Source organism: Natronomonas sp., from assembly GCF_036625485.1.
Taxonomy (GTDB): Archaea; Halobacteriota; Halobacteria; order Halobacteriales; family Haloarculaceae; genus Natronomonas.
This window is the reverse complement of record NZ_JAZKTR010000044.1, coordinates 1-16762: the sequence shown is the minus strand read 5'-3', so window position 1 is coordinate 16762 and position 16762 is coordinate 1. Positions and strand designations below refer to the sequence as shown.

Here is a 16762-nt window from a genome sequence, read left to right as displayed (position 1 = left end):
GCCGCCCTCCCCCTCCATCGCTCGGGGTCGGGGGTCTCTGTAGTCATACATGTTGTTTATACCGGAAATATAATTGAATTTTCTTGACTCGCCCTGGTGTTTCATGCTCGGACGCGGCTGCCGTCGGTCCGTGAGGGTTTTGCGTTGCGGCCGAGTATCTGGGTCCGATGAGTTTCAGCCGCGAAGAGGCCGTCGGCCGCCTGCGCGAGATCGTCGAGACGGTCCGCTCCGAGGCGATGGCCGTCCCCGTCCGCGAGGTGTGGGTCTACGGCGACGTCGTGTTGGGGATGGACCCCGTCGAGCGGCTCGACGTCTACCTCACGAAGGACCTGCTTTTCAAGGACGCCCCCGAGCGCGAATCGGAGTTCGAAAAGCGCCTCGGCGTCTCGGGCGTCGGCAAGACGGTCGCGGCGGCGTGGGCCGACGAGTATACGGAGTACGTTCGGGCCAACGCCAACGGCCACGTCGCCCCGGAGAAGTGTCTCGCGGCTCACCTGCTCGAAGACGACGAACCCATCCACCTCGAGGTCTGCAACACCGGCTTCGAGAACAACGTCACCCAGCGGCTCAAGGGCGCCCGTGCGCGCGACGACTACACCCAACTGCTCGACCCGCGGGCGGCCTGCCTGTGGGTGGATGATGAAGACGGTGGGCAGGTCAGCGAGGAAGCCTTCCGCAAGTTGGCAGAAGGCGAGTTCGTCTTCCCGACGCTGTCGGCCGCCCTGGAGATGCTCGGGATGGACGAAGCCGAGGCAACGGAGGCGGCCGACGAACTGCGGGCCTATCAGGACCAACAGGACGGCGTGACGGTTCGCGGCGACGTCGTTTAAAGGCGAGCCACGGTTTCGGAGGCCGGCGGCGGCAACAGCACCTCGCCGTCGGGATGGTCGCGGCGCCACTCGCCCCACGTCGCGACCGTCGACGGCAGGATAGTAAGCCGCTCGCCGGTTCGGGGGCCGCAGACGGCTTTCGCGAGTAACTGACTCCAGTAGCTCTCGGTGGCTTCGTCGTAGAGTACGAGATTGCCGGAGTTGCGGACGAGGGCGTCGGGGTCCCCGTCGGTCGCGCCGAAGACGGTGTCGTCGTCGATCCGTGCGGCGGTGTGCTCGCCGGGCGGCCGCCACAGCAGTCCGGAGGCGGCGAATCGGGTCGCCTCGCCGTCGACGCGCCGCTCGGCGACCATGCCGCTCCGGCAGATGGAGCAGTAGGTGACGAGGGTCGGGCCGTCCAGTTCGTCGTTGACCGCCTCGTGGAACCGAACGAGCCGAATCGGATAGGCGCGCGCCCGGTCGCCGGCCGTCAGACCGATGACCGTGGTCGCGTCGGTCAACTCGCCGTAGCGGTCCTCCGCGTCGACGCCCGACCAGTCCTGGCCGAAAGCCGGCCCGACGATAGGACGGAGGCCGCCGGGGCTAATCGCCTCCTCGCAGAGGGTTACGGGCAGGCCGGTCGAGACGATATCGGCCTCGCCTTCGGGGCTTGGGGCCGGCGTTCCTGGAGCAGCGTCGTCGGGCCCCTCGCCGCGGTAACCGGTCGTACAGCCCGCGAGCGCGGCGGCCGCACTCGCGAGGTAGGCTCGGCGGCGCATGCACGGCTCTTGGCGCGACGCCTCAAAACCGTCTCGCGGCTGTGCGACCGGATGACACGCGCCGCTGGCGGGCTGGAAAGACGGAAAACGAGACCGATTACCGAAGGTCCGGAACGAGCGCGGCTTCTACTTCGTCGCGGTCGTAGCGTTTGAGCTGGCCGCCGTCGGCGCGGATGGTGGTGGTTTCGTCCTGCGGCATGACCGGGACCATAGGTTCGATCTCGTCGGGGGTCATCTACTACCACCCACAATGTGCATGGTCTTAAACCTTCATGATTGTTAGTCAAAGATGCGGCAAGTATTGTCGGACCGGCATCCGAAGCCTTATATCCGAATACGCGGCAGACGAAAGCAAATGGTGGAGGCGTTCGCCGTCGCCTCGGGCAAGGGCGGCACGGGCAAGACTACGAGCACGCTCGCCCTGGGGATGGCGCTGGCCGAGGAGTACGACGTCACGGTCGTCGACGCCGACACCGGGATGGCGAACCTGCTGTTTCACACGGGCCTCGCGGAAGCCGACACGACGCTGCACGACGTGCTGGTCGAGGGCGGCGCCCCTGTCGAAGAGGCGACCTACGAGCGGTTCGGCATGCGTGTCGTCCCCTGCGGCACCTCGCTTGCGGCCTTCGAGGCCGCCGACCCCGAACGCCTGCGCGATGTCGTCGCCGAACTCGCCGCCGATACCGATATTCTCCTGCTCGATTCGCCGGCCACCCTCTCCTCGAAGAGCGCGGTCCTGCCCATCGTGCTGGCCGACCGCGTGGTCGTCGTCCTCCAGCCGACGATTCCGGCCATCTCGGACGGTCTGAAGGTACAGGAGTACGCCCTCTCGTATGGCTCGGAGATCGCCGGCACGCTGTTCAACAAGGTCAAAGGCGACATCGACGACGCCGCACAGAAGGCCGACCGCTACTTCGAGGGGCCACTTCTCGCGCGCATCCCGGAAAGCGACGCCGTCCGGGAGGCCCGTGCGGCCGGTCAACCGCTGCTCGCCTACGACCCGGCGGCGCCCGCGGCCGCGGCCTACCGCGAGGCTGCCGACGCCCTCGACGTCCGCGACGGTGACAGCGACGCCGTCGCCGAGCGGTTCCGCACCGCGGTCATCCCCGATCCACCATGACTCTGCTCCCCGAGGGCGACCTCCTGCGCTCGCGGGTCGTCACCGACCTCGCGCCCGCCCTCGAAGACGCCCTGGACCGACGACTGGACGGCTACGCGGTCCTCGCGCCACGGGACGCCCTGCTCGGGAGTGGCGGCACCGATGCCGACGACCGGGGTGTCCTCACCTTCGAGGCCGGCGTCCCGACGCTGGCCTACCACGCCGGCACCGACCGCGGCGGTCCGGCGGCGCTGGCGGATATCGGCCCCGGACCGTATCGACTGGAACTCTACGCGCTCGATGCGGCGCATCTGGAGGTCCCCCACGAAACCGAGAGCCTCCGGATTCCGCCGGGCACGGCTGCCGAACGGCTGGCCGGCGACGGCGCGCTGGCCGAGCGCGTTCGGAAGACGGCCGACGGGTCCGACGATGGTGCCGCTGGCGCGCTCGAAGCCTTCCTCGAAAACGAGGCCGCGATCGAGGACATCCGCGAGTCGGCGCGCTCGGAGGCGGCGGCCCGCGCGGCCGACTGGGGCTTCGAGGATGCTATCGAGGAGTAACGGGTCCGGCGGCGGGTGGTTCCGCCACTCGGCCGAAGGTTCAAAACCGATGGCCTCCGCACACGACGTATGGCACCCTCCAAGGATATCGACATCAGCGGTCTCGACCTCTCCGGGGACCGCTACACCGTCGAGCAGAGCCTGATTCGGAACAAGTACGCCGCCTCCGATGGCGACGGGAACACCGTCCTCCGGGGCAAACAGAAGATGTTCAAACTCAAGGAGGAGTTTCCCTTCGTCGACGCCGATGGCGAGGAGGTCTTCACCGTCAAGGCCGGCAGCGTCATCGACGTCGCCGGCAACTACGTCCTCTCGGATGCCCGGACCGGCGAGAACCTCGTCATCCTCGACAACGATTTCTCGCTGTTCCAGGACACGTGGACGATTCGGGATGCCGACACGGAGGCCACCATCGCGAGCATCGACTCCCGCGGCGCTCTGGTAACGCTCGCACGCAACAACCTCCCGTTCGGCGAACTGATCCCGCACAAGTACGAGATTACCGACGCCGACGGCGCCCACGTCGGCAACATCGACGGCAAACTGTCGATTCGGGACCGCTACGAGATCACCATCGACGACGCGAGCAGGGTTCCGAAGGAAGCCGTCATCGCGGCCGCGATGGTCATCGACGCCATCCAGAACAACTGACGGCCTCCCCAGTCGGCGACTGCCTGCCTTCCATCCCGCCCATACGCTTTACCCCTTGTCGCCCGACTATGGGGCTATGACCGCCGAGAACTTCCTCTTCTGTTCGCTGGATGCCGCCCTCATCGGCGACATCGCCTGGCAGGTCCACAAGGAGGGCCACGACGTCAAATACTACATCGAGGCCGACAGCGACCAGGAGATCGCCGACGGCTTCGTCCCGAAAACGGATGACTGGCGGGCCGAAGTCGAATGGGCCGACGTGATAATCTTCGACGACATCTGGGTCGGTTCCGACGTCGGCACTGGCGAAATCGCCCAAGAACTCCGTGCGGAGGGCAAGGCCGTCGTCGGTGGGACGCCGAACACCGACCGCCTCGAAGAGGACCGCGGCTACGCGATGGAGGTACTGGAGGAAAACGGCGTCAATACCCTCGACCACCGGGAGTTCTCCGATTTCGACGAGGCCATCGATTTCGTGCAGGAGAACCCCGCCCCCTACGTCATCAAGCCCCTCGGCGAGGTCCAGAACGTCAAGCGCCTGCTCTACGTCGGCCGCGACGACGACGGCGGCGACGTGGTCGACGTCCTTCGCGCCTACAAGAAGGCGTGGGGCCACCGGATGAAGGGTTTCCAACTCCAGCGCAAGGTCGAGGGCGTCGAGGCCGCGATATGTGGCTTCTTCAACGGCGACGAGTTCGTCGAACCCATCAACTTCAACTTCGAGCACAAGAAGCTCTTCCCCGGCAACATCGGCCCGCAGACCGGCGAGATGGGCACCTCGATGTTCTGGTCGGGCTGTAACGACCTCTTCTCGCGGACGCTCGGGAAACTCGAAGACTGGCTGGCCGAGGAGGGCTACGTCGGCAGTATCGACGTCAACTGCATCGTCAATGCCGACGGCGTCTACCCGCTGGAGTTCACCCCGCGGTTCGGCTATCCGACCATCACGCTGCAGGAGGAGTCCTTCGAGTCACCGACCGGCCAGTTCTTCGCCGACCTCGCCAACGGCGACGACCCCGGCCTGGAGGTCCACAGCGGCTATCAGGTCGGCATCCGGGTCGTCCTGCCGCCGTTCCCGTTCGACGACGAGCAGACCTACGACGAGAACTCGCGGAATGCGGCGGTCGTGTTCGAAACCGAGAGCCGCGAGGGTATCCACATCGAGGACGCGAAGAAGGTCGACGGCCAGTGGCGCGTCGCCGGCGAGAGCGGCATGCCGCTGGTCGTCACCGGCAAAGGCGAGACGATGGCCGAGGCCCGCGAGCAGGCCTACGGCCGCATCGACGATATCGTCATCCCGAACCTCTACTACCGCGACGATATCGGCGAACGCTGGACGGACGGCGACGGCGACCGCCTACAGGCGTGGGGCTATCTCGGCCCGGCCCCAGCGGACCGCGACCGGACGCACGCGTCCCGTTCCGACTCGGCGTCAACGACGGGCGTTCGTGCCCACCGCGAGTCGTCGCTGGATACACCGACCTACGAAACGGTTGTCGTCCCGACCGACGGTAGCGAACCGGCCCAGCGAGGTATCGACCACGGTCTCGAGATCGCGGCGGACAACGATGCGACGGTGCATTTCGTCCACGTCATGGACGAATCCTACACCGAGCGTCCCGGAATCAAGGAGTACGAGGTCTCGATCGAGGAGATGCGCAACGAGGCGCTCGGCGAACTGGAGCGACTCAAGCGGGCCGCCGAGGACCACGGCCTCGACGCTGTCGTCTACTGTACGACCGGGACGCCACACGAAGAGATCACGGCCTATGCTGACAGGGTTGGTGCCGACCTCATCGTGATGGGCAAGCGCGGTAAGGGAAGCGCGGACACGCCACACGTCGGTCGAATCGCCGACCGGGTGCTGCGAACCGCCGACATCCCCGTCTTCACGGTCTGAGTCCTCCTCCTATCGCCGCTGATCGGTCCGAACCGGCTGGAATCGCGGTTCCGGTCTCTCGCTCGTTCCCACGTTCTGGGAGGGACCCACCGTCTTTTGTGGTCGGCGACCGTGTGGTAGACCATGACACCGTCGCTACCTGAAGCGGCCGAATCGGAACTGGTCAGCGCGGCCCGGACCGCCGTCGGCGACGAGATACGAAGTATCACCCACTTCACCGAAGATTCCGTCGACCAGCTGTACCTTCGCGAGGGGCTCGAATCCGACGCCGACCTGGTCGGTTTCGCGGACATCGAGCGGCTCGGGTTCCGCTCTCGACAGGGATACCGGAAATCCGAACTCGGCGACTATCGGTTCACGCTCCGCGCCTTCGAGCATGGGTATCTCACCCGCGTCATCGAGGGCGACCACGGCGTGTTCGTCACGACCGACCCGATGGCCCGGGACCGGTTCGAGGAACTGGCGAGCGCCGTCCGCGGGGTGCTGGCGGACAGCGACGGGTGACCGCGGAACCGCCCGTTTGTGGCCAACCGTCAGGAACACGTCGTGAACGAGCGTCTCAGTAGTCTCCGCCGTCCCTCCGTTGGGTGTAGTGTTCGATAACCGTCGCCTCGGCTTTCCGGACCAGTTCGCCGGCGGTGCTCGGCGCACAGTCGAGCGCCGACGCGATATCGGCGACCGTTCCCTCTCTGGGCACCTCGTAGTAGCCGACCGAAACCGCCGCGTCGAGGGCCGCCCGCTGTCGGTCGGTAAGCCGCGACGGCGAGTGTACCCGCTCGAACTCGCGGACCCTCTCGATGGCGAGGTCGCCGAACTCGGAGAGGTCCTCGTGGAACGTGCTGAGTGCCGCCGACTCACCGACGGCCTCGAACAGTACTTCGCCCGTCTCGCGGAAGACGACCGGCGGCAGGAAGATGACTCGCGATTCCGAAATCGTCTCCAGCAACGGCGTCGGGAACTCGTAGTCAGCCTGCTGGAGGAAGGTGTAGGTCCCGTCGGTGTCCTCGACGACGTTGCTGACCAGAAGCGAGTCGATATCGGCGATGGCTGCCTCGGTCGCCTCCCGGTCGCCGTCACACCAGAACAGCGTCGTCGCCTCGGCCGTCGGACTCCACATCAGTAACTCGGCCCGCGTAATCGGCGTCCCGTCCATGATCCGTCGCTGGAACGGATGGACGAACCGGTCAGGATAGGTGACCGAGAACTGGATGCGTTTCATGCCGCCATCGCCGGCCGTTCGCCCACGCCATACATCAATCATCGTGGTTACACCCCAGTCACCGGTGTTTGTCCAGTACGTCCGGGATACTTCGAAGAAGGGCCTGCAGGTGGTCCGCATCGTCGAGGGCGCGCAGCCCGGCGTTCGGTACTCGCTTTTCGAGGCGCCGAACGTCGGCTATCGGGACGTTCGTATCCGCCTCGCCGTGCCAAAAGCAGACCTCGGCCTCGATGTCCTCGAAGCGAACGCCCCAGTCTCTCCCCGTGTGTCGGAACTCGGCCACGGCGCCGCGACGTGAGTCGGCGAACGCCTCGACGAAATCCGCCCTGACGGTTTCGGCGGCGTCGTCCGGAATCGCGTCGGCGTCGTCGGTGTACTGTGCGAGGACGAACGACGGGTCGAGGCGACTCGCCAGCCACGCCTGCCCGCGAAACAGCCCCCGGAGGAGCGGGGGCGTCGCCGTCGCCAGTCCCGCGAGCAGTCGCTGTAACGCGGGCGTTTCCTCGCTGACGTCGGGCGGCGTCGCCCCGGAGACGATATCGACCCGGCCGATGCGGTCCGGCCGCGTCGCCGCCGTGGCGAGAGCGTAGGGAGCGCCGCCGGAGAAGGCGACGATGCCGGCCGTCTCCACGCCGGCATCATCGAGGACGGGTGTAACGAAGGCCTTGGCGTCGCGCACCGACCGGTCCGACCACGCCGGTGACTGGCCGTATCCCGGTCGGTCGGGGGCGAGTACGCGAACCCCGCGGGCCGCGGCGGCCGAATCCAGCAGTCGTCCCAGCCGTCGCGAACCCGGCGTCCCGTGGAGGAACACGACCGGCACACCGTTCGAATCCCCGTATTCGTCGTACGCGAGCGACCGCTCGTCGTCGACGTGGACCATCATCGTTCGAGTCTCATCCCGCGGTGTGTCGAACCGACCGGAGGTCCGTGTTGCCATCGATCGTGACTACGCGGCCGGTATGCGAGTGGATGATGCCGGACAGATGCGGTGGTTTATAATGGGCCGTCGTCCGCTCCGCGTCTCATCTTTATGCACGTCGGGAGTGCAGGAACGTCCATGACTCCGGAGCGATGGTCGTCGCGGCTCGGGTTCCTGCTCGCGACGGTCGGGGCTGCCGTCGGCCTCGGCAACGTCTGGCGGTTCTCGGCCGTGGTCGGCCAGAACGGCGGCGGCGCCTATCTCGTCCCCTACCTGCTCGCGGCGTTCGTCTGTGCGGTCCCGCTTCTGGTCCTCGAACTCTCGGTCGGCCGGACGCTCCGGACGGACGTGGTCTCGGCGTTCCGGTCGGTCGGCCCGGTCTACACGGCCTTCGGCTGGCTCGTCGTCGGGGGCGTCCTGCTCATCCTGAGTTACTATCTGGTTTTGACCGGCTGGGTGCTCGGCTTCCTCGTCTCGTGGCTCGGCGGCGCCCAGACCACGTTCGTGGCCTTCACCGACGGCTGGGCACCGGTCGGTGCGTTCGTCGTGACGACGGTGCTGACGGGGGCGGTCGTCTCGCTGGGCGTTCGCGGCGGCATCGAGCGCCTCGCCACGGTCGTCATGCCGACCGTGTTCGGCCTGCTGGTCGTTCTCGCGCTGTACGCGACGACGCTTCCCTCGTGGGGGCGGGCGGTCGCCTTCCTCTTTACGCCCGATTTCTCGGTCCTCTCGGAGTTCGGCCTCTGGAGTGCCGCCTTCGGACAGGTGTTCTTCTCGATGTCCGTCGGGCAGGGCATCATGCTCACCTACGGGAGCTACGTCGAGGCGGACGCCGACCTGCTTCGGTCGTCGGTCGTCATAACCGGCGTCGACATCGCCGCGGCGATCACCGCCGGCCTCGTCATCTTCCCCATCGTGTTCAGTTTCGGCCTCCAGCCGACCCTCGGGACGGAACTGGCCTTTACGACCCTGCCGACGGCCTTTGCGGCGATGCCGTTCGGCCGGGTCGTCGCCGTCGCCTTCTTCGGCCTGCTCTTCTTCGCCGCGCTGAGTTCCTCGGTCGCCCTGCTGGAGGTCGGCGTCGCCACGGCGACGAACGCGACCCGGCTCTCGCGGGCGCAGGCGACGGTGGGAATCACCGGCGGCGTGTTCCTCCTCGGCGTCCCTTCCGCGCTGAGCTACAGCCCGCTCGGACTGGAGGCGGTCGGCCGGCCGGTCCTCGACCTCGTCGACGAGTCGGTCGGGACGTTCGCGCTCCCCATCTCGGCGATACTCGTCACGCTCGTGTTCGTCTGGGTCGCCGACCTCGATACCGTCCACAAGGACCTCGGCCGGCTCTATCCCGTCGTCCGCTACGTCGTGCCGTTCGTCCTCGTGGCGGTGACGGCCGCGAAAGTCCTCGGCGTCGCCCGGCCGGCGTGGCGCCTCCTCGTCGACCACGTTCGCAGCGGCGGCGTCGGGTTTCCGACCGCTATCGCCGTGTTCGCCGTCCTGCTCGGCCTCGGATGGCTGTTCCGCGACCACGTGGCCGACGTCGGCCGGTCCCGGTGACCGACGGGTCGCCGTCGGACTCCGACCCGCTCAGTGGTGGTGCTCGTGGCCCGACTGGTCGCCGTGGATTCGCGGCGACGTGTCCGCGAAGGACTCGGGCGAATCCTCGAAGGCCCGTCTGCAGGTGTCCGCACAGAAGTAGTAGGTCTCGCCGTCGTGGGTTGCGCTCGGGCCGTCGTCGTCGGTCCGCATCCCACAGACGGGGTCCCGATACTCACCGGGCGCGCCGAGGCCGCGGCGGTAGACGTAGGCGAGGAAGCCCACGAAGGCGAAGGCGATGAGGTTGAGATAGAAGGTGTAATCGAGTTTGAAGTAGGTCTGTTCTGTGGCGGTCAGTCCGCCCGCGAGGTTCGGCACGATACCGAGGGCATCGAAGAGCAGTTCCATGAGGAAGCCGGCGAAGGCCATCGTCACGAAGAAGACGCCGAGCAGGTACAGCATGACCGCCCAGCCGTAGTACTTCCGGTAGATGTTCAACACCGGAACCGTGACGAGGTCGGCGTAGACGAACGCGATGATGCCCGCGAAGCTCACGCCGCCGCTCCACAGCGCGACGGCGAAGGGGACGTTGCCCATGCTCCCGACGAAGCTGATGACCGCGATGGCGACGCCCATGACCGCGTTCTCGGCGGTCACCAGCACGCCGTCGCCCTGCAGGAACAGGGCGTTCCAGACCCACTGGGGGACGAAGACGATGACGAACCCGGAGATGAGGAAGCCGGCGACGATGTCCTTGTAGATCATCGACCACTCCTTGCGGAACTGGTTCGCCACCTTGTACCAGCCGCCCCACGAGCGGAGGTCCTCGCGCCAGCCACCCCCACTTGCGGTCTGCTGGAGGTACGTCTCCATACACCCCTCCGAACAGAACTTCAGGGTCTCCCCGTCGTCGGTTGTGACCGTGTACTCGTCTTTGCCCTCCATGCCGCAGGTCGGGTCCTCCGTGATTCCAGCCTCGCTGTCGCGCTCGTTGAGTGTCCTTCGGACCTCCTCGAAGCGGTTCTCGGGCAGCGTCAGGTGGACGATTCCGGCCATCACGACGATGAGGACGAGGCCGCCGAGGAGTTCGGCCAGCAGGAACTCCCAACCCAGCAGGATGAGGATCATCAATCCGAGTTCGACGACGAGGTTCGTCGAGGCGAACATGAACGCCATGAAGTTCACCGCGTGTGCGCCCTTCTTGAAGAGGCCCTTCCCGATGGCGACGGCGCCGAAGCTACAGCCGCTGCTGGCCGCACCGAAGGCCGTCGCCCGGACCAGTCCGGTCACATCGCCTTCACCGAGGAGGCCCGCCATTCGCTCCTTGGAGACGTAGACCTGCACGAGGCTCGTCACGGTGAGACCCACGAGGATGGCCCATGCCGCGGTCCACAGGAAGCCGACACCGATCCGGAGCGCCTCGACGACGCTGGCGACGGTCACGACCATACGGAAACCTACGCAGGACCCGACTAATGCAGTTGTGCTTGGAATACCGGATCCGGACGGGCAGCGAACTTCGGTTTTCGAACTCCGTTCGGGTGGTCGAGTCGGATATTCGTTCCCCAGCTCGCCCGACGGGCCGTTTCGAGTCGTTCCCAGCCGACGGGAATCTCGACCCGTAATTATAAGCGTCAGGACGGAAGTAGCACCTGACCATGACTGATAGTTTCAGTCGACGCCGACGGGACCGCCCCTCCGAGTCCCAGCCTCGCGTCCTCGAAGTTCTCGGTGACGATGCCTCCGGAACGCCGGAGACCTACACCTTCGTTCCCCGCGATGCGGACGCAGCCGAGCGACAGACGACGTGGCTCACCGCCGACCGGGACAGCGTCGTCGACCTCGAAGAATGGCAGTAACCGCCCCCATAGCTCGCCAGCCGTGTCTCGTTGACCGGGATTCCGCCGGCCGCTTTTGAGTCTCGACGCCCTGTTTCTAGACACAGGTAGATGGTCGACCGATACACTCGCGTGCTCATAGTCATCCCCGTCGTGCTCGTGCTCGGTGCGGCTACGAGCACCCACCCGCAGGTCGCCCTTTACGAGGGCCTCGCGGGCGGGAGCCTGCTGTCGACGGTTCTGCTGTACGATGCGCTCTTCCGGAACCCGCCCGTCGAACCGACGGTCCAGGACGCCGCCGTGACGGCCCTCGTTGGGGTCGGGTGGCTCCTGACACTCGTGGTGATGCTGTGATGGGGCGACGGGCGTTCAGCGCGCGTAGCCACGCGGGTCGGCCAGCCGAACCGTGTGATACAGTACCCCCCGCTTCGATGACCGACTGTGGGATTCCTCGCTAACCTCACGCTGGTGTTCGTCGCCGGGTTCATCACCGCCCTCGCGACCGGTCTCGGTGCGATACCGTTCTTCTTCTTCGACGAGATCAGCGACCGGTGGAACGTCATCCTGTGGGGCTTTGCCTCGGGCATCATGCTCTCCGCCTCGCTGTTCGGCCTCATCGAGGAGGGACTGGCCGTGGGGACGCCGCTGGAGATCCTCGCGGGGATGGCCGTCGGCGTCGTGCTCGTCGTCGTCGCCCACGAGGTGCTGATGGACGCCGACCTCGACGCCCGCGACTACGAGGAGGCGGACTTCAAGAAGCTCGTCCTCATCCTCGGCATCCTGACGGTCCACAGTTTCCCCGAGGGCGTCGCCGTCGGCGTCGCCTTCGCGGACCTGAACCTCGGGACCGGCCCCGCACTCCTCGGCTTTACCGTGCCGGTGCTGGCCATCTTCATGACGATAGCCATCTCGATACACAACGTCCCCGAGGGGACGGCCATCGCGATACCGCTGCGCGCGATGTCAGTTCCGGAATGGAAGATGGTCTGGTGGGCCGTCTTCTCGAGTCTGCCACAGCCGGTCGGCGCCGTCCTCGCGTTCGGGTTCGTCCGCATCGCACGCCAGTTCCTCCCGTTCGGCTTCGGCTTCGCGGCCGGCGCGATGATATACCTCGTCCTCTCGGAGTTCGTCCCCGAGGCGCTGGATACCGGCGCCGACCTGCCGGGAGGCGGCCGCCCCGAACTCGTCGGCGGGGTCATCGCCGGCGTCCTGCTCATGCTCCCGCTGCTGTTCGTGTGAGGCGTCGGGCGCTCTCGTACGGACCGTCGTAGTCAACCACCCGTCTCAGTCGATGCGGGCCTCGTGTGTCAGGTACTCGACCGTCACCGAATCGTGGATACGAATCCTGATCTCGTCGACGGTTCGACGGTACTTCACGGCCGGGCTGGTCGTATACTCCGTCTGCCCGACCGGCACGATCAGCCCGCTCGATTCGAGTTCGTCCATCTTCCGGTAGGCGGTCGATTTCGGAATCTCACACTCCTCGACGAGTTTCGAGACCGTCTTCGGTCGCCACAGCTGCTGGAACAGCGCCAGCACGTCCTCGTCGGTGACCGACTCCAGCACCTGTCTGGCCTCCATCGCCTGCAGTCTCGGCGTTTCTGCCTCGCTTTCGTGTGCTCGGCTCATGGTTGTCGATTCGAGTCCCGGCCGGTTCGATATGTACCACCAATATGAAGCAGTATAAGCCCGGTCGAGACTCGGACGGCGGTCGCGCCGTCGTCACTCCTCGTCGAGGGCCTCCAATTCGGCGTCCGGCCCGCGCCATCCACGAACGTCAGCGACCTCCAGCACGTATCCTTCGACGCCGCTGGATTTCGCCGTGTCGTCGAGGATGTTCGGCCGCCACGCGTTGTCCCGCATCGCCGCTTCGAGTCGCTCCCACTCCTGCCGGGAGTCGACCAGCCGGATCGCTCCCTGTGCGATGACGCTCCACCAATCGTCAGGACCAGCGACCTCGTAGACGAGGAAACTCCCGCTTTCGGTGTGCTGTACCCGTTCCAGCTTCCGACTCGGCGCCGTGCCGAACCCGAAGAAGACGAAGTAGAGCCGGCCGTCGTCGTAGCCGGCAGAGACGGGTATCCCGTAGGCCATCCCGTCGCGAGCGAGCGATAGCACGCCGAACCCCGTCTCACGGAGGAGGGTCTCCATCGTCGAATCGTCTATCGGTTCACCCCGGAAGCGGCTGTCGTCGTCCATGTGTGGTATTCACACTCTATGTATATGGTTGGTCGGATTGACCGTCTCCGGTCGACGGTCCCGGCGCGGCGACCGGAAACGACACATATACTCTTCGATGACTCCCTCCTCGTAGGACCCTGTACATCCCTATTTGCTCGTCTGCCGCCCTTCTTTCAGTATGTACGAGCGCATACTGGTTCCGACCGACGGGAGTACAGGGACGGCACACGTGGCGATGCAGGCGTTCGACCTCGCGAGCCAATACGGTGCGACGGTCGACCTGCTCCACGTCGCCGAAACGAACGACGACGACGAGTTGCGGGAATCCGGCCGACAGGCCGTCTCCACGCTCGAGGAACTGGCCGAGGTCTACGACCTGAACACCACGCGAGAGATACGGGAGGGTGACCCGACCGAAGAGATACTCGCCGCCGCCGACGACGTGGACGCCGACCTCATCGTGATGGGGACACACGGCCGGTCGGGCCTCCAGTGGCGACTCATCGGCAGCGTCGCCGAACGCGTCGTCCGCCACGCCGACCCCTCGGTGTTGACCGTCCGACTGCCGGAAACCGACCGGACCGTCACCGACAGCGCACAGGCCGAAGCCATCGTCACCGAGGCCCTCGACGCCGACGGCTACGACGAGGTCTCGGTCCTCGGGACGGACCAGCAACGGAACGTCTGGGTGGTCGAAGCCGAGGCCGACGGCGTCGAGCAACTCGTCTACGTCGACCCGGTCACCCAGCGGACCAGCGTCATCCAGCGGTCGAACGCCTGACGACGCCTTTTTTAAACGAGACGTGACTGTCTCGCTAATCGAGGTACGGTATCACGTCTTATAGAAGTTACAAGGCTAAAACCCCGCCCTTCAGGGCGGGGAGGATGTCAATCCGGCTGTATGTGGAGGCTCTAGTGTGGTGGGTGCATAATACATGACAACGGACCCGACGATAGTCGTCGGTATCAAGCAGGTACCCGACGACGAAGTTCGCATCGACCCGGATACGGGGCGACTCGACCGGTCGAGCGCGCCCGCCGTATTGAACGGGCCGGACAGAAACGCGCTGGAGGCCGCCCTCCAGCTCCGCGACGAGGTGGGCGGTTGCGTCGTCGCCATGACGATGGGGCCGCCGCCGGCCGCCGAGGTCCTCGAAGTGGCAGTCGTGATGGGCTCTACGAGAACTGCCTCGAATGCGGGAGCTGTCGGTGGGCCTGCCCGCACGGGAACGTCGAATGGAGCTATCCCGGAACCGGAAGCGGCGTGACCTACAAGAAAGGGTAATCCCACCCTGTCTTCCGGTCGAACGGCTCTCATCTGCGAGCTCCGACCGTTCTCCAGACGCGTGAGATCTTGCGAAACCTATTAAATCAGTGTCTACTGTATCGCCCGGTATGGAAACCGACTGCTCCGATGCGCCCGAGATCACGTCCACCCACTGTGGGGAGGACGTGCTCCAGTGCCATCTCGAACGAGCACTCGAAACGGCCGACGACGACACGACGCGGTATCACCTCCGGCAGTCGCTGCAACTGCTGAACCTGTCGGAACCTATCGTCGCCGATTGAAACCCGGCGCGAGCGCCGGCTTCGTTTACCGGGTTCTGCTTGACCGTGCCTCGCGGACCTCCGCACCGTCCCGGATGAGGTCCGGGCAGTTCGGACAGACGCGGGGTTGGTTCACGTCGTTCGGAGTGAACACGCGGACGTACGCGGTGGTGACGAAACTACCGCAGTGCTTGCATTTTGGCATGGGTATGTCAGGTGTGTCGTCGCTGTCGTTCGGCCGGTTCCGCCGTCGTCGGGCACCGGTCGCCCGACGTCGTATCCTTAGCGCTCCCGGCCGATGGGTCTCCCCGTTTATTTTTAAGCACTTTTTATACCGTGGTCGCGCGGGCGGCCTCGCCAGCGCGGGCCTCAGTTCCCGCGTTTCGGGACGGCATCCCGTGCGGATATATAAAGGACTGTAAAATGGTGCGTAGCCGTCTCCGGTGTCCGGCGCCACGTCTTACACGTAAGGTGAGATAAGTATGTCATACCAAGCGGCGAACCCTCTATCGGAGGCGTTCGAGCTCGAACTGTCGGGGGCGCTCACAGCCTACTGGCTGGCGTTCCTGCGCGTCGTCACCGGGTGGTGGTTCTTCCACGCGGGGGTGACGAAACTCCTCGAGGACGGCCTCTCCTACGGGTACGGGCCGATGTACCTGCAGGGTATGGAGGGCACCGCCCTCGGTCCCATCCCGGTCTGGATGGGGAACAACCTCGGATGGCTCATCGAGGCGATGGTCCCGCTGGGTGAGGCCCTCATCGGGCTCGGCCTGATGGTCGGGGCGCTGGTCCGACTCGCGTCGCTGTTCGGCGCCATGTTCATGGTGTTCTTCTGGGTCGGCAACGCCGGCTTCGGCCACGGACTCGTGAACGGCGACCTCATGGGACTGCTGCTGTTCGGGACCATGATGGTCCTCGCGACGGGCCGCTACTACGGGCTCGACGCCATCATCGAACGGATGGACTTCGTGACGAACCGCCCGAAACTCCGGTACCTGCTCGGCTAAGGAGGGACAAGACATGAACACTACACACGACGTCGACGTCATCGATAAGGCAGCGATGGGGCTCAGTGCGGCCCTCATGCTGCTGGGCATCGTCGTCCTCGGACTCGTCGAAACGCTCGCTGGTAAACCGTACGGTGCTGCGCCGCTGACCAACGAGGCCGGCGAAGTGGTCGCCTCGCCGGCCATCGACCCGAACATCCGGACGGGGCTCGTCCTCGCCGGGCTCGTGGTCCTCCTGCTGTGGGGGGTCTACCGGCTCGCGACGCCGAGGATCGAACCCGAGGACACACCGACAGCCGAGATGCCGTCCGACTGATCGGGCGCGCACCTTCGACTCCACGACCGGTGTACTATCGGCTTTTTCCAAAACCATCCGCGAGACGGCTTGAGTCGGCCAGTTCCCATTTCCGGGGACACGTGGTGTCATCACTTGTATACGGTTCGTCAATATCTACACGTAATGAGACAACGCTCCGCTGGACTCGACGGCTTTACCGGGGAGGTCGGACCACTCGATGTCCGATTGGCAGTCGAGATGGATGCGGATGGGGGCTGTCCGCTCGCCGAGCGGACCGGCGAGGAGATCAGGCAGTCGGTGACGCGGTCCGACACCGACGACACGACCTGTCTGGTCGCCATCGAGGACGCCGATACCTGCAGGTATCGGCACACGCCGGTGGCCGACGCCTGCCCGTGTCTCGTCTTCGAGCGACACGACT

At 65.8% G+C, this 16762-nt stretch carries 24 protein-coding genes and 1 pseudogene; 17 read left to right on the top strand and 8 right to left on the bottom strand.

Translation table 11 applies throughout. The annotated features are described in order from the left end of the window. The first annotated feature begins 167 nt into the window (after positions 1-167). Positions 168-830 carry a DUF7095 family protein gene (locus V5A53_RS06380; protein ID WP_332312744.1) on the top strand — a complete coding sequence of 221 codons (663 nt, stop codon included), beginning with the start codon at positions 168-170 and terminating at the stop codon, positions 828-830. Here V5A53_RS06380 and V5A53_RS06375 read toward each other — a convergent pair. Together V5A53_RS06375 and V5A53_RS06370 are read right to left on the bottom strand one after the other, a co-directional pair. Beyond that, positions 827-1588, bottom strand: a complete 762-nt coding sequence (locus V5A53_RS06375; protein WP_332312743.1) for a DUF3179 domain-containing (seleno)protein — start codon at positions 1586-1588, stop codon at positions 827-829. The two genes, V5A53_RS06380 and V5A53_RS06375, sit on opposite strands and share 4 nt — an antisense overlap. A gap of 97 nt (positions 1589-1685) precedes the next feature. After that, complete coding sequence (locus V5A53_RS06370; RefSeq protein ID WP_332312742.1) at positions 1686-1823, bottom strand: hypothetical protein; 138 nt, start codon at positions 1821-1823, stop codon at positions 1686-1688. Positions 1824-1943: 120 nt separating this feature from the next. Here V5A53_RS06370 and V5A53_RS06365 point away from each other — a divergent pair, with 120 nt between their 5' ends. The 6 genes and pseudogenes from V5A53_RS06365 to V5A53_RS06340 all read left to right on the top strand — a co-directional run bounded on the left by V5A53_RS06365 (position 1944) and on the right by V5A53_RS06340 (position 6302). Next, a complete protein-coding gene (locus V5A53_RS06365) occupies positions 1944-2708 on the top strand; it encodes a nucleotide-binding protein (protein WP_332312741.1) in 765 nt (254 codons plus the stop codon). Next, complete coding sequence (locus tag V5A53_RS06360; RefSeq protein ID WP_332312740.1) at positions 2705-3247, top strand: hypothetical protein; 543 nt, start codon at positions 2705-2707, stop codon at positions 3245-3247. Before V5A53_RS06365 ends, V5A53_RS06360 begins: the two co-directional genes overlap by 4 nt. Positions 3248-3316: 69 nt before the next feature. Then, a complete protein-coding gene (locus tag V5A53_RS06355; protein ID WP_332312739.1) occupies positions 3317-3898 on the top strand; it encodes an LURP-one-related/scramblase family protein in 582 nt (193 codons plus the stop codon). 76 nt (positions 3899-3974) lie between these two features. Further along, positions 3975-5282: pseudogene (locus V5A53_RS06350) on the top strand (phosphoribosylamine--glycine ligase); the annotation flags it as partial. Positions 5283-5366: 84 nt separating this feature from the next. Further along, positions 5367-5798, top strand: coding sequence for a universal stress protein (locus V5A53_RS06345; protein WP_332312745.1), 432 nt, complete (start codon positions 5367-5369; stop codon positions 5796-5798). A 123-nt stretch (positions 5799-5921) separates the two neighbouring features. Further along, positions 5922-6302, top strand: coding sequence for a DUF7522 family protein (locus V5A53_RS06340; RefSeq protein WP_332312738.1), 381 nt, complete (start codon positions 5922-5924; stop codon positions 6300-6302). Between the two features lie 55 nt (positions 6303-6357). Here the strand turns inward: V5A53_RS06340 and V5A53_RS06335 are convergent, their stop codons facing one another. Then, a complete protein-coding gene (locus V5A53_RS06335; RefSeq protein WP_442928624.1) occupies positions 6358-7017 on the bottom strand; it encodes a helix-turn-helix domain-containing protein in 660 nt (219 codons plus the stop codon). Positions 7018-7075: 58 nt separating this feature from the next. Then, positions 7076-7957: an alpha/beta fold hydrolase gene (locus V5A53_RS06330; RefSeq protein WP_332312736.1), complete on the bottom strand. Its 882-nt coding sequence runs from the start codon at positions 7955-7957 to the stop codon at positions 7076-7078. A 120-nt stretch (positions 7958-8077) separates the two neighbouring features. Between V5A53_RS06330 and V5A53_RS06325 the strand changes: the two genes are divergently transcribed. Next, on the top strand, positions 8078-9490 hold the full coding sequence (locus V5A53_RS06325) for a sodium-dependent transporter (protein ID WP_332312735.1): 1413 nt from the start codon (positions 8078-8080) through the stop codon (positions 9488-9490). A gap of 30 nt (positions 9491-9520) precedes the next feature. Here V5A53_RS06325 and V5A53_RS06320 read toward each other — a convergent pair whose 3' ends face one another. Continuing rightward, positions 9521-10918: a permease gene (locus tag V5A53_RS06320; protein WP_332312734.1), complete on the bottom strand. Its 1398-nt coding sequence runs from the start codon at positions 10916-10918 to the stop codon at positions 9521-9523. 209 nt (positions 10919-11127) lie between these two features. On the opposite strand from V5A53_RS06320, the gene V5A53_RS06315 reads away from it, so the two are divergent. From V5A53_RS06315 to V5A53_RS06305, 3 genes are all read left to right on the top strand, one after another. Next, the gene (locus tag V5A53_RS06315) at positions 11128-11328 is read left to right on the top strand and encodes a DUF7511 domain-containing protein (RefSeq protein WP_332312733.1); all 201 of its coding nucleotides are present in this window, start codon (positions 11128-11130) and stop codon (positions 11326-11328) included. A 111-nt stretch (positions 11329-11439) separates the two neighbouring features. Then, positions 11440-11661, top strand: a complete 222-nt coding sequence (locus V5A53_RS06310; RefSeq protein WP_332312732.1) for a hypothetical protein — start codon at positions 11440-11442, stop codon at positions 11659-11661. 87 nt (positions 11662-11748) lie between these two features. Next, the gene (locus V5A53_RS06305) at positions 11749-12546 is read left to right on the top strand and encodes a ZIP family metal transporter (protein WP_332312731.1); all 798 of its coding nucleotides are present in this window, start codon (positions 11749-11751) and stop codon (positions 12544-12546) included. A 45-nt stretch (positions 12547-12591) separates the two neighbouring features. Here V5A53_RS06305 and V5A53_RS06300 read toward each other — a convergent pair whose 3' ends face one another. Beyond that, positions 12592-12936, bottom strand: coding sequence for a helix-turn-helix domain-containing protein (locus V5A53_RS06300; protein WP_332312730.1), 345 nt, complete (start codon positions 12934-12936; stop codon positions 12592-12594). A 93-nt stretch (positions 12937-13029) separates the two neighbouring features. Continuing rightward, positions 13030-13506, bottom strand: coding sequence for a pyridoxamine 5'-phosphate oxidase family protein (locus V5A53_RS06295; protein ID WP_332312729.1), 477 nt, complete (start codon positions 13504-13506; stop codon positions 13030-13032). Between the two features lie 160 nt (positions 13507-13666). Between V5A53_RS06295 and V5A53_RS06290 the strand changes: the two genes are divergently transcribed. The 3 genes from V5A53_RS06290 to V5A53_RS06280 all read left to right on the top strand — a co-directional run bounded on the left by V5A53_RS06290 (position 13667) and on the right by V5A53_RS06280 (position 15057). Then, a complete protein-coding gene (locus V5A53_RS06290) occupies positions 13667-14269 on the top strand; it encodes a universal stress protein (RefSeq protein WP_332312728.1) in 603 nt (200 codons plus the stop codon). 154 nt (positions 14270-14423) lie between these two features. Further along, positions 14424-14756, top strand: coding sequence for a hypothetical protein (locus V5A53_RS06285; RefSeq protein WP_332312727.1), 333 nt, complete (start codon positions 14424-14426; stop codon positions 14754-14756). 127 nt (positions 14757-14883) lie between these two features. Beyond that, positions 14884-15057: a hypothetical protein gene (locus tag V5A53_RS06280; protein WP_332312726.1), complete on the top strand. Its 174-nt coding sequence runs from the start codon at positions 14884-14886 to the stop codon at positions 15055-15057. 25 nt (positions 15058-15082) lie between these two features. Here V5A53_RS06280 and V5A53_RS14575 read toward each other — a convergent pair whose 3' ends face one another. Beyond that, complete coding sequence (locus V5A53_RS14575; RefSeq protein WP_442928680.1) at positions 15083-15241, bottom strand: DUF7563 family protein; 159 nt, start codon at positions 15239-15241, stop codon at positions 15083-15085. 277 nt (positions 15242-15518) lie between these two features. Between V5A53_RS14575 and V5A53_RS06275 the strand changes: the two genes are divergently transcribed. The 3 genes from V5A53_RS06275 to V5A53_RS06265 all read left to right on the top strand — a co-directional run. Then, the gene (locus V5A53_RS06275; protein WP_332312725.1) at positions 15519-16043 is read left to right on the top strand and encodes a DoxX family protein; all 525 of its coding nucleotides are present in this window, start codon (positions 15519-15521) and stop codon (positions 16041-16043) included. Positions 16044-16119: 76 nt separating this feature from the next. Next, complete coding sequence (locus tag V5A53_RS06270; protein WP_442928681.1) at positions 16120-16359, top strand: hypothetical protein; 240 nt, start codon at positions 16120-16122, stop codon at positions 16357-16359. Positions 16360-16503: 144 nt separating this feature from the next. Continuing rightward, positions 16504-16762, top strand: a 259-nt coding sequence (locus V5A53_RS06265; RefSeq protein WP_332312723.1) for a hypothetical protein, incomplete at its 3' end; no start/stop codon positions are given.

Coding starts and splice junctions, on each gene's coding strand:
- V5A53_RS06370 (WP_332312742.1), bottom strand. CDS start 1,823: ATGACCCCCGACGAGATCGAACCTATGGTCCCGGTCATGCCGCAGGAC.
- V5A53_RS06320 (WP_332312734.1), bottom strand. CDS start 10,918: ATGGTCGTGACCGTCGCCAGCGTCGTCGAGGCGCTCCGGATCGGTGTC.
- V5A53_RS06365 (WP_332312741.1), top strand. CDS start 1,944: ATGGTGGAGGCGTTCGCCGTCGCCTCGGGCAAGGGCGGCACGGGCAAG.
- V5A53_RS06315 (WP_332312733.1), top strand. CDS start 11,128: ATGACTGATAGTTTCAGTCGACGCCGACGGGACCGCCCCTCCGAGTCC.
- V5A53_RS06325 (WP_332312735.1), top strand. CDS start 8,078: ATGACTCCGGAGCGATGGTCGTCGCGGCTCGGGTTCCTGCTCGCGACG.
- V5A53_RS06355 (WP_332312739.1), top strand. CDS start 3,317: ATGGCACCCTCCAAGGATATCGACATCAGCGGTCTCGACCTCTCCGGG.
- V5A53_RS06270 (WP_442928681.1), top strand. CDS start 16,120: ATGCTGCTGGGCATCGTCGTCCTCGGACTCGTCGAAACGCTCGCTGGT.
- V5A53_RS06360 (WP_332312740.1), top strand. CDS start 2,705: ATGACTCTGCTCCCCGAGGGCGACCTCCTGCGCTCGCGGGTCGTCACC.
- V5A53_RS06300 (WP_332312730.1), bottom strand. CDS start 12,936: ATGAGCCGAGCACACGAAAGCGAGGCAGAAACGCCGAGACTGCAGGCG.
- V5A53_RS06275 (WP_332312725.1), top strand. CDS start 15,519: ATGTCATACCAAGCGGCGAACCCTCTATCGGAGGCGTTCGAGCTCGAA.
- V5A53_RS06340 (WP_332312738.1), top strand. CDS start 5,922: ATGACACCGTCGCTACCTGAAGCGGCCGAATCGGAACTGGTCAGCGCG.
- V5A53_RS06290 (WP_332312728.1), top strand. CDS start 13,667: ATGTACGAGCGCATACTGGTTCCGACCGACGGGAGTACAGGGACGGCA.
- V5A53_RS06375 (WP_332312743.1), bottom strand. CDS start 1,588: ATGCGCCGCCGAGCCTACCTCGCGAGTGCGGCCGCCGCGCTCGCGGGC.
- V5A53_RS14575 (WP_442928680.1), bottom strand. CDS start 15,241: ATGCCAAAATGCAAGCACTGCGGTAGTTTCGTCACCACCGCGTACGTC.
- V5A53_RS06380 (WP_332312744.1), top strand. CDS start 168: ATGAGTTTCAGCCGCGAAGAGGCCGTCGGCCGCCTGCGCGAGATCGTC.
- V5A53_RS06280 (WP_332312726.1), top strand. CDS start 14,884: ATGGAAACCGACTGCTCCGATGCGCCCGAGATCACGTCCACCCACTGT.
- V5A53_RS06335 (WP_442928624.1), bottom strand. CDS start 7,017: ATGAAACGCATCCAGTTCTCGGTCACCTATCCTGACCGGTTCGTCCAT.
- V5A53_RS06285 (WP_332312727.1), top strand. CDS start 14,424: ATGACAACGGACCCGACGATAGTCGTCGGTATCAAGCAGGTACCCGAC.
- V5A53_RS06330 (WP_332312736.1), bottom strand. CDS start 7,957: ATGGCAACACGGACCTCCGGTCGGTTCGACACACCGCGGGATGAGACT.
- V5A53_RS06295 (WP_332312729.1), bottom strand. CDS start 13,506: ATGGACGACGACAGCCGCTTCCGGGGTGAACCGATAGACGATTCGACG.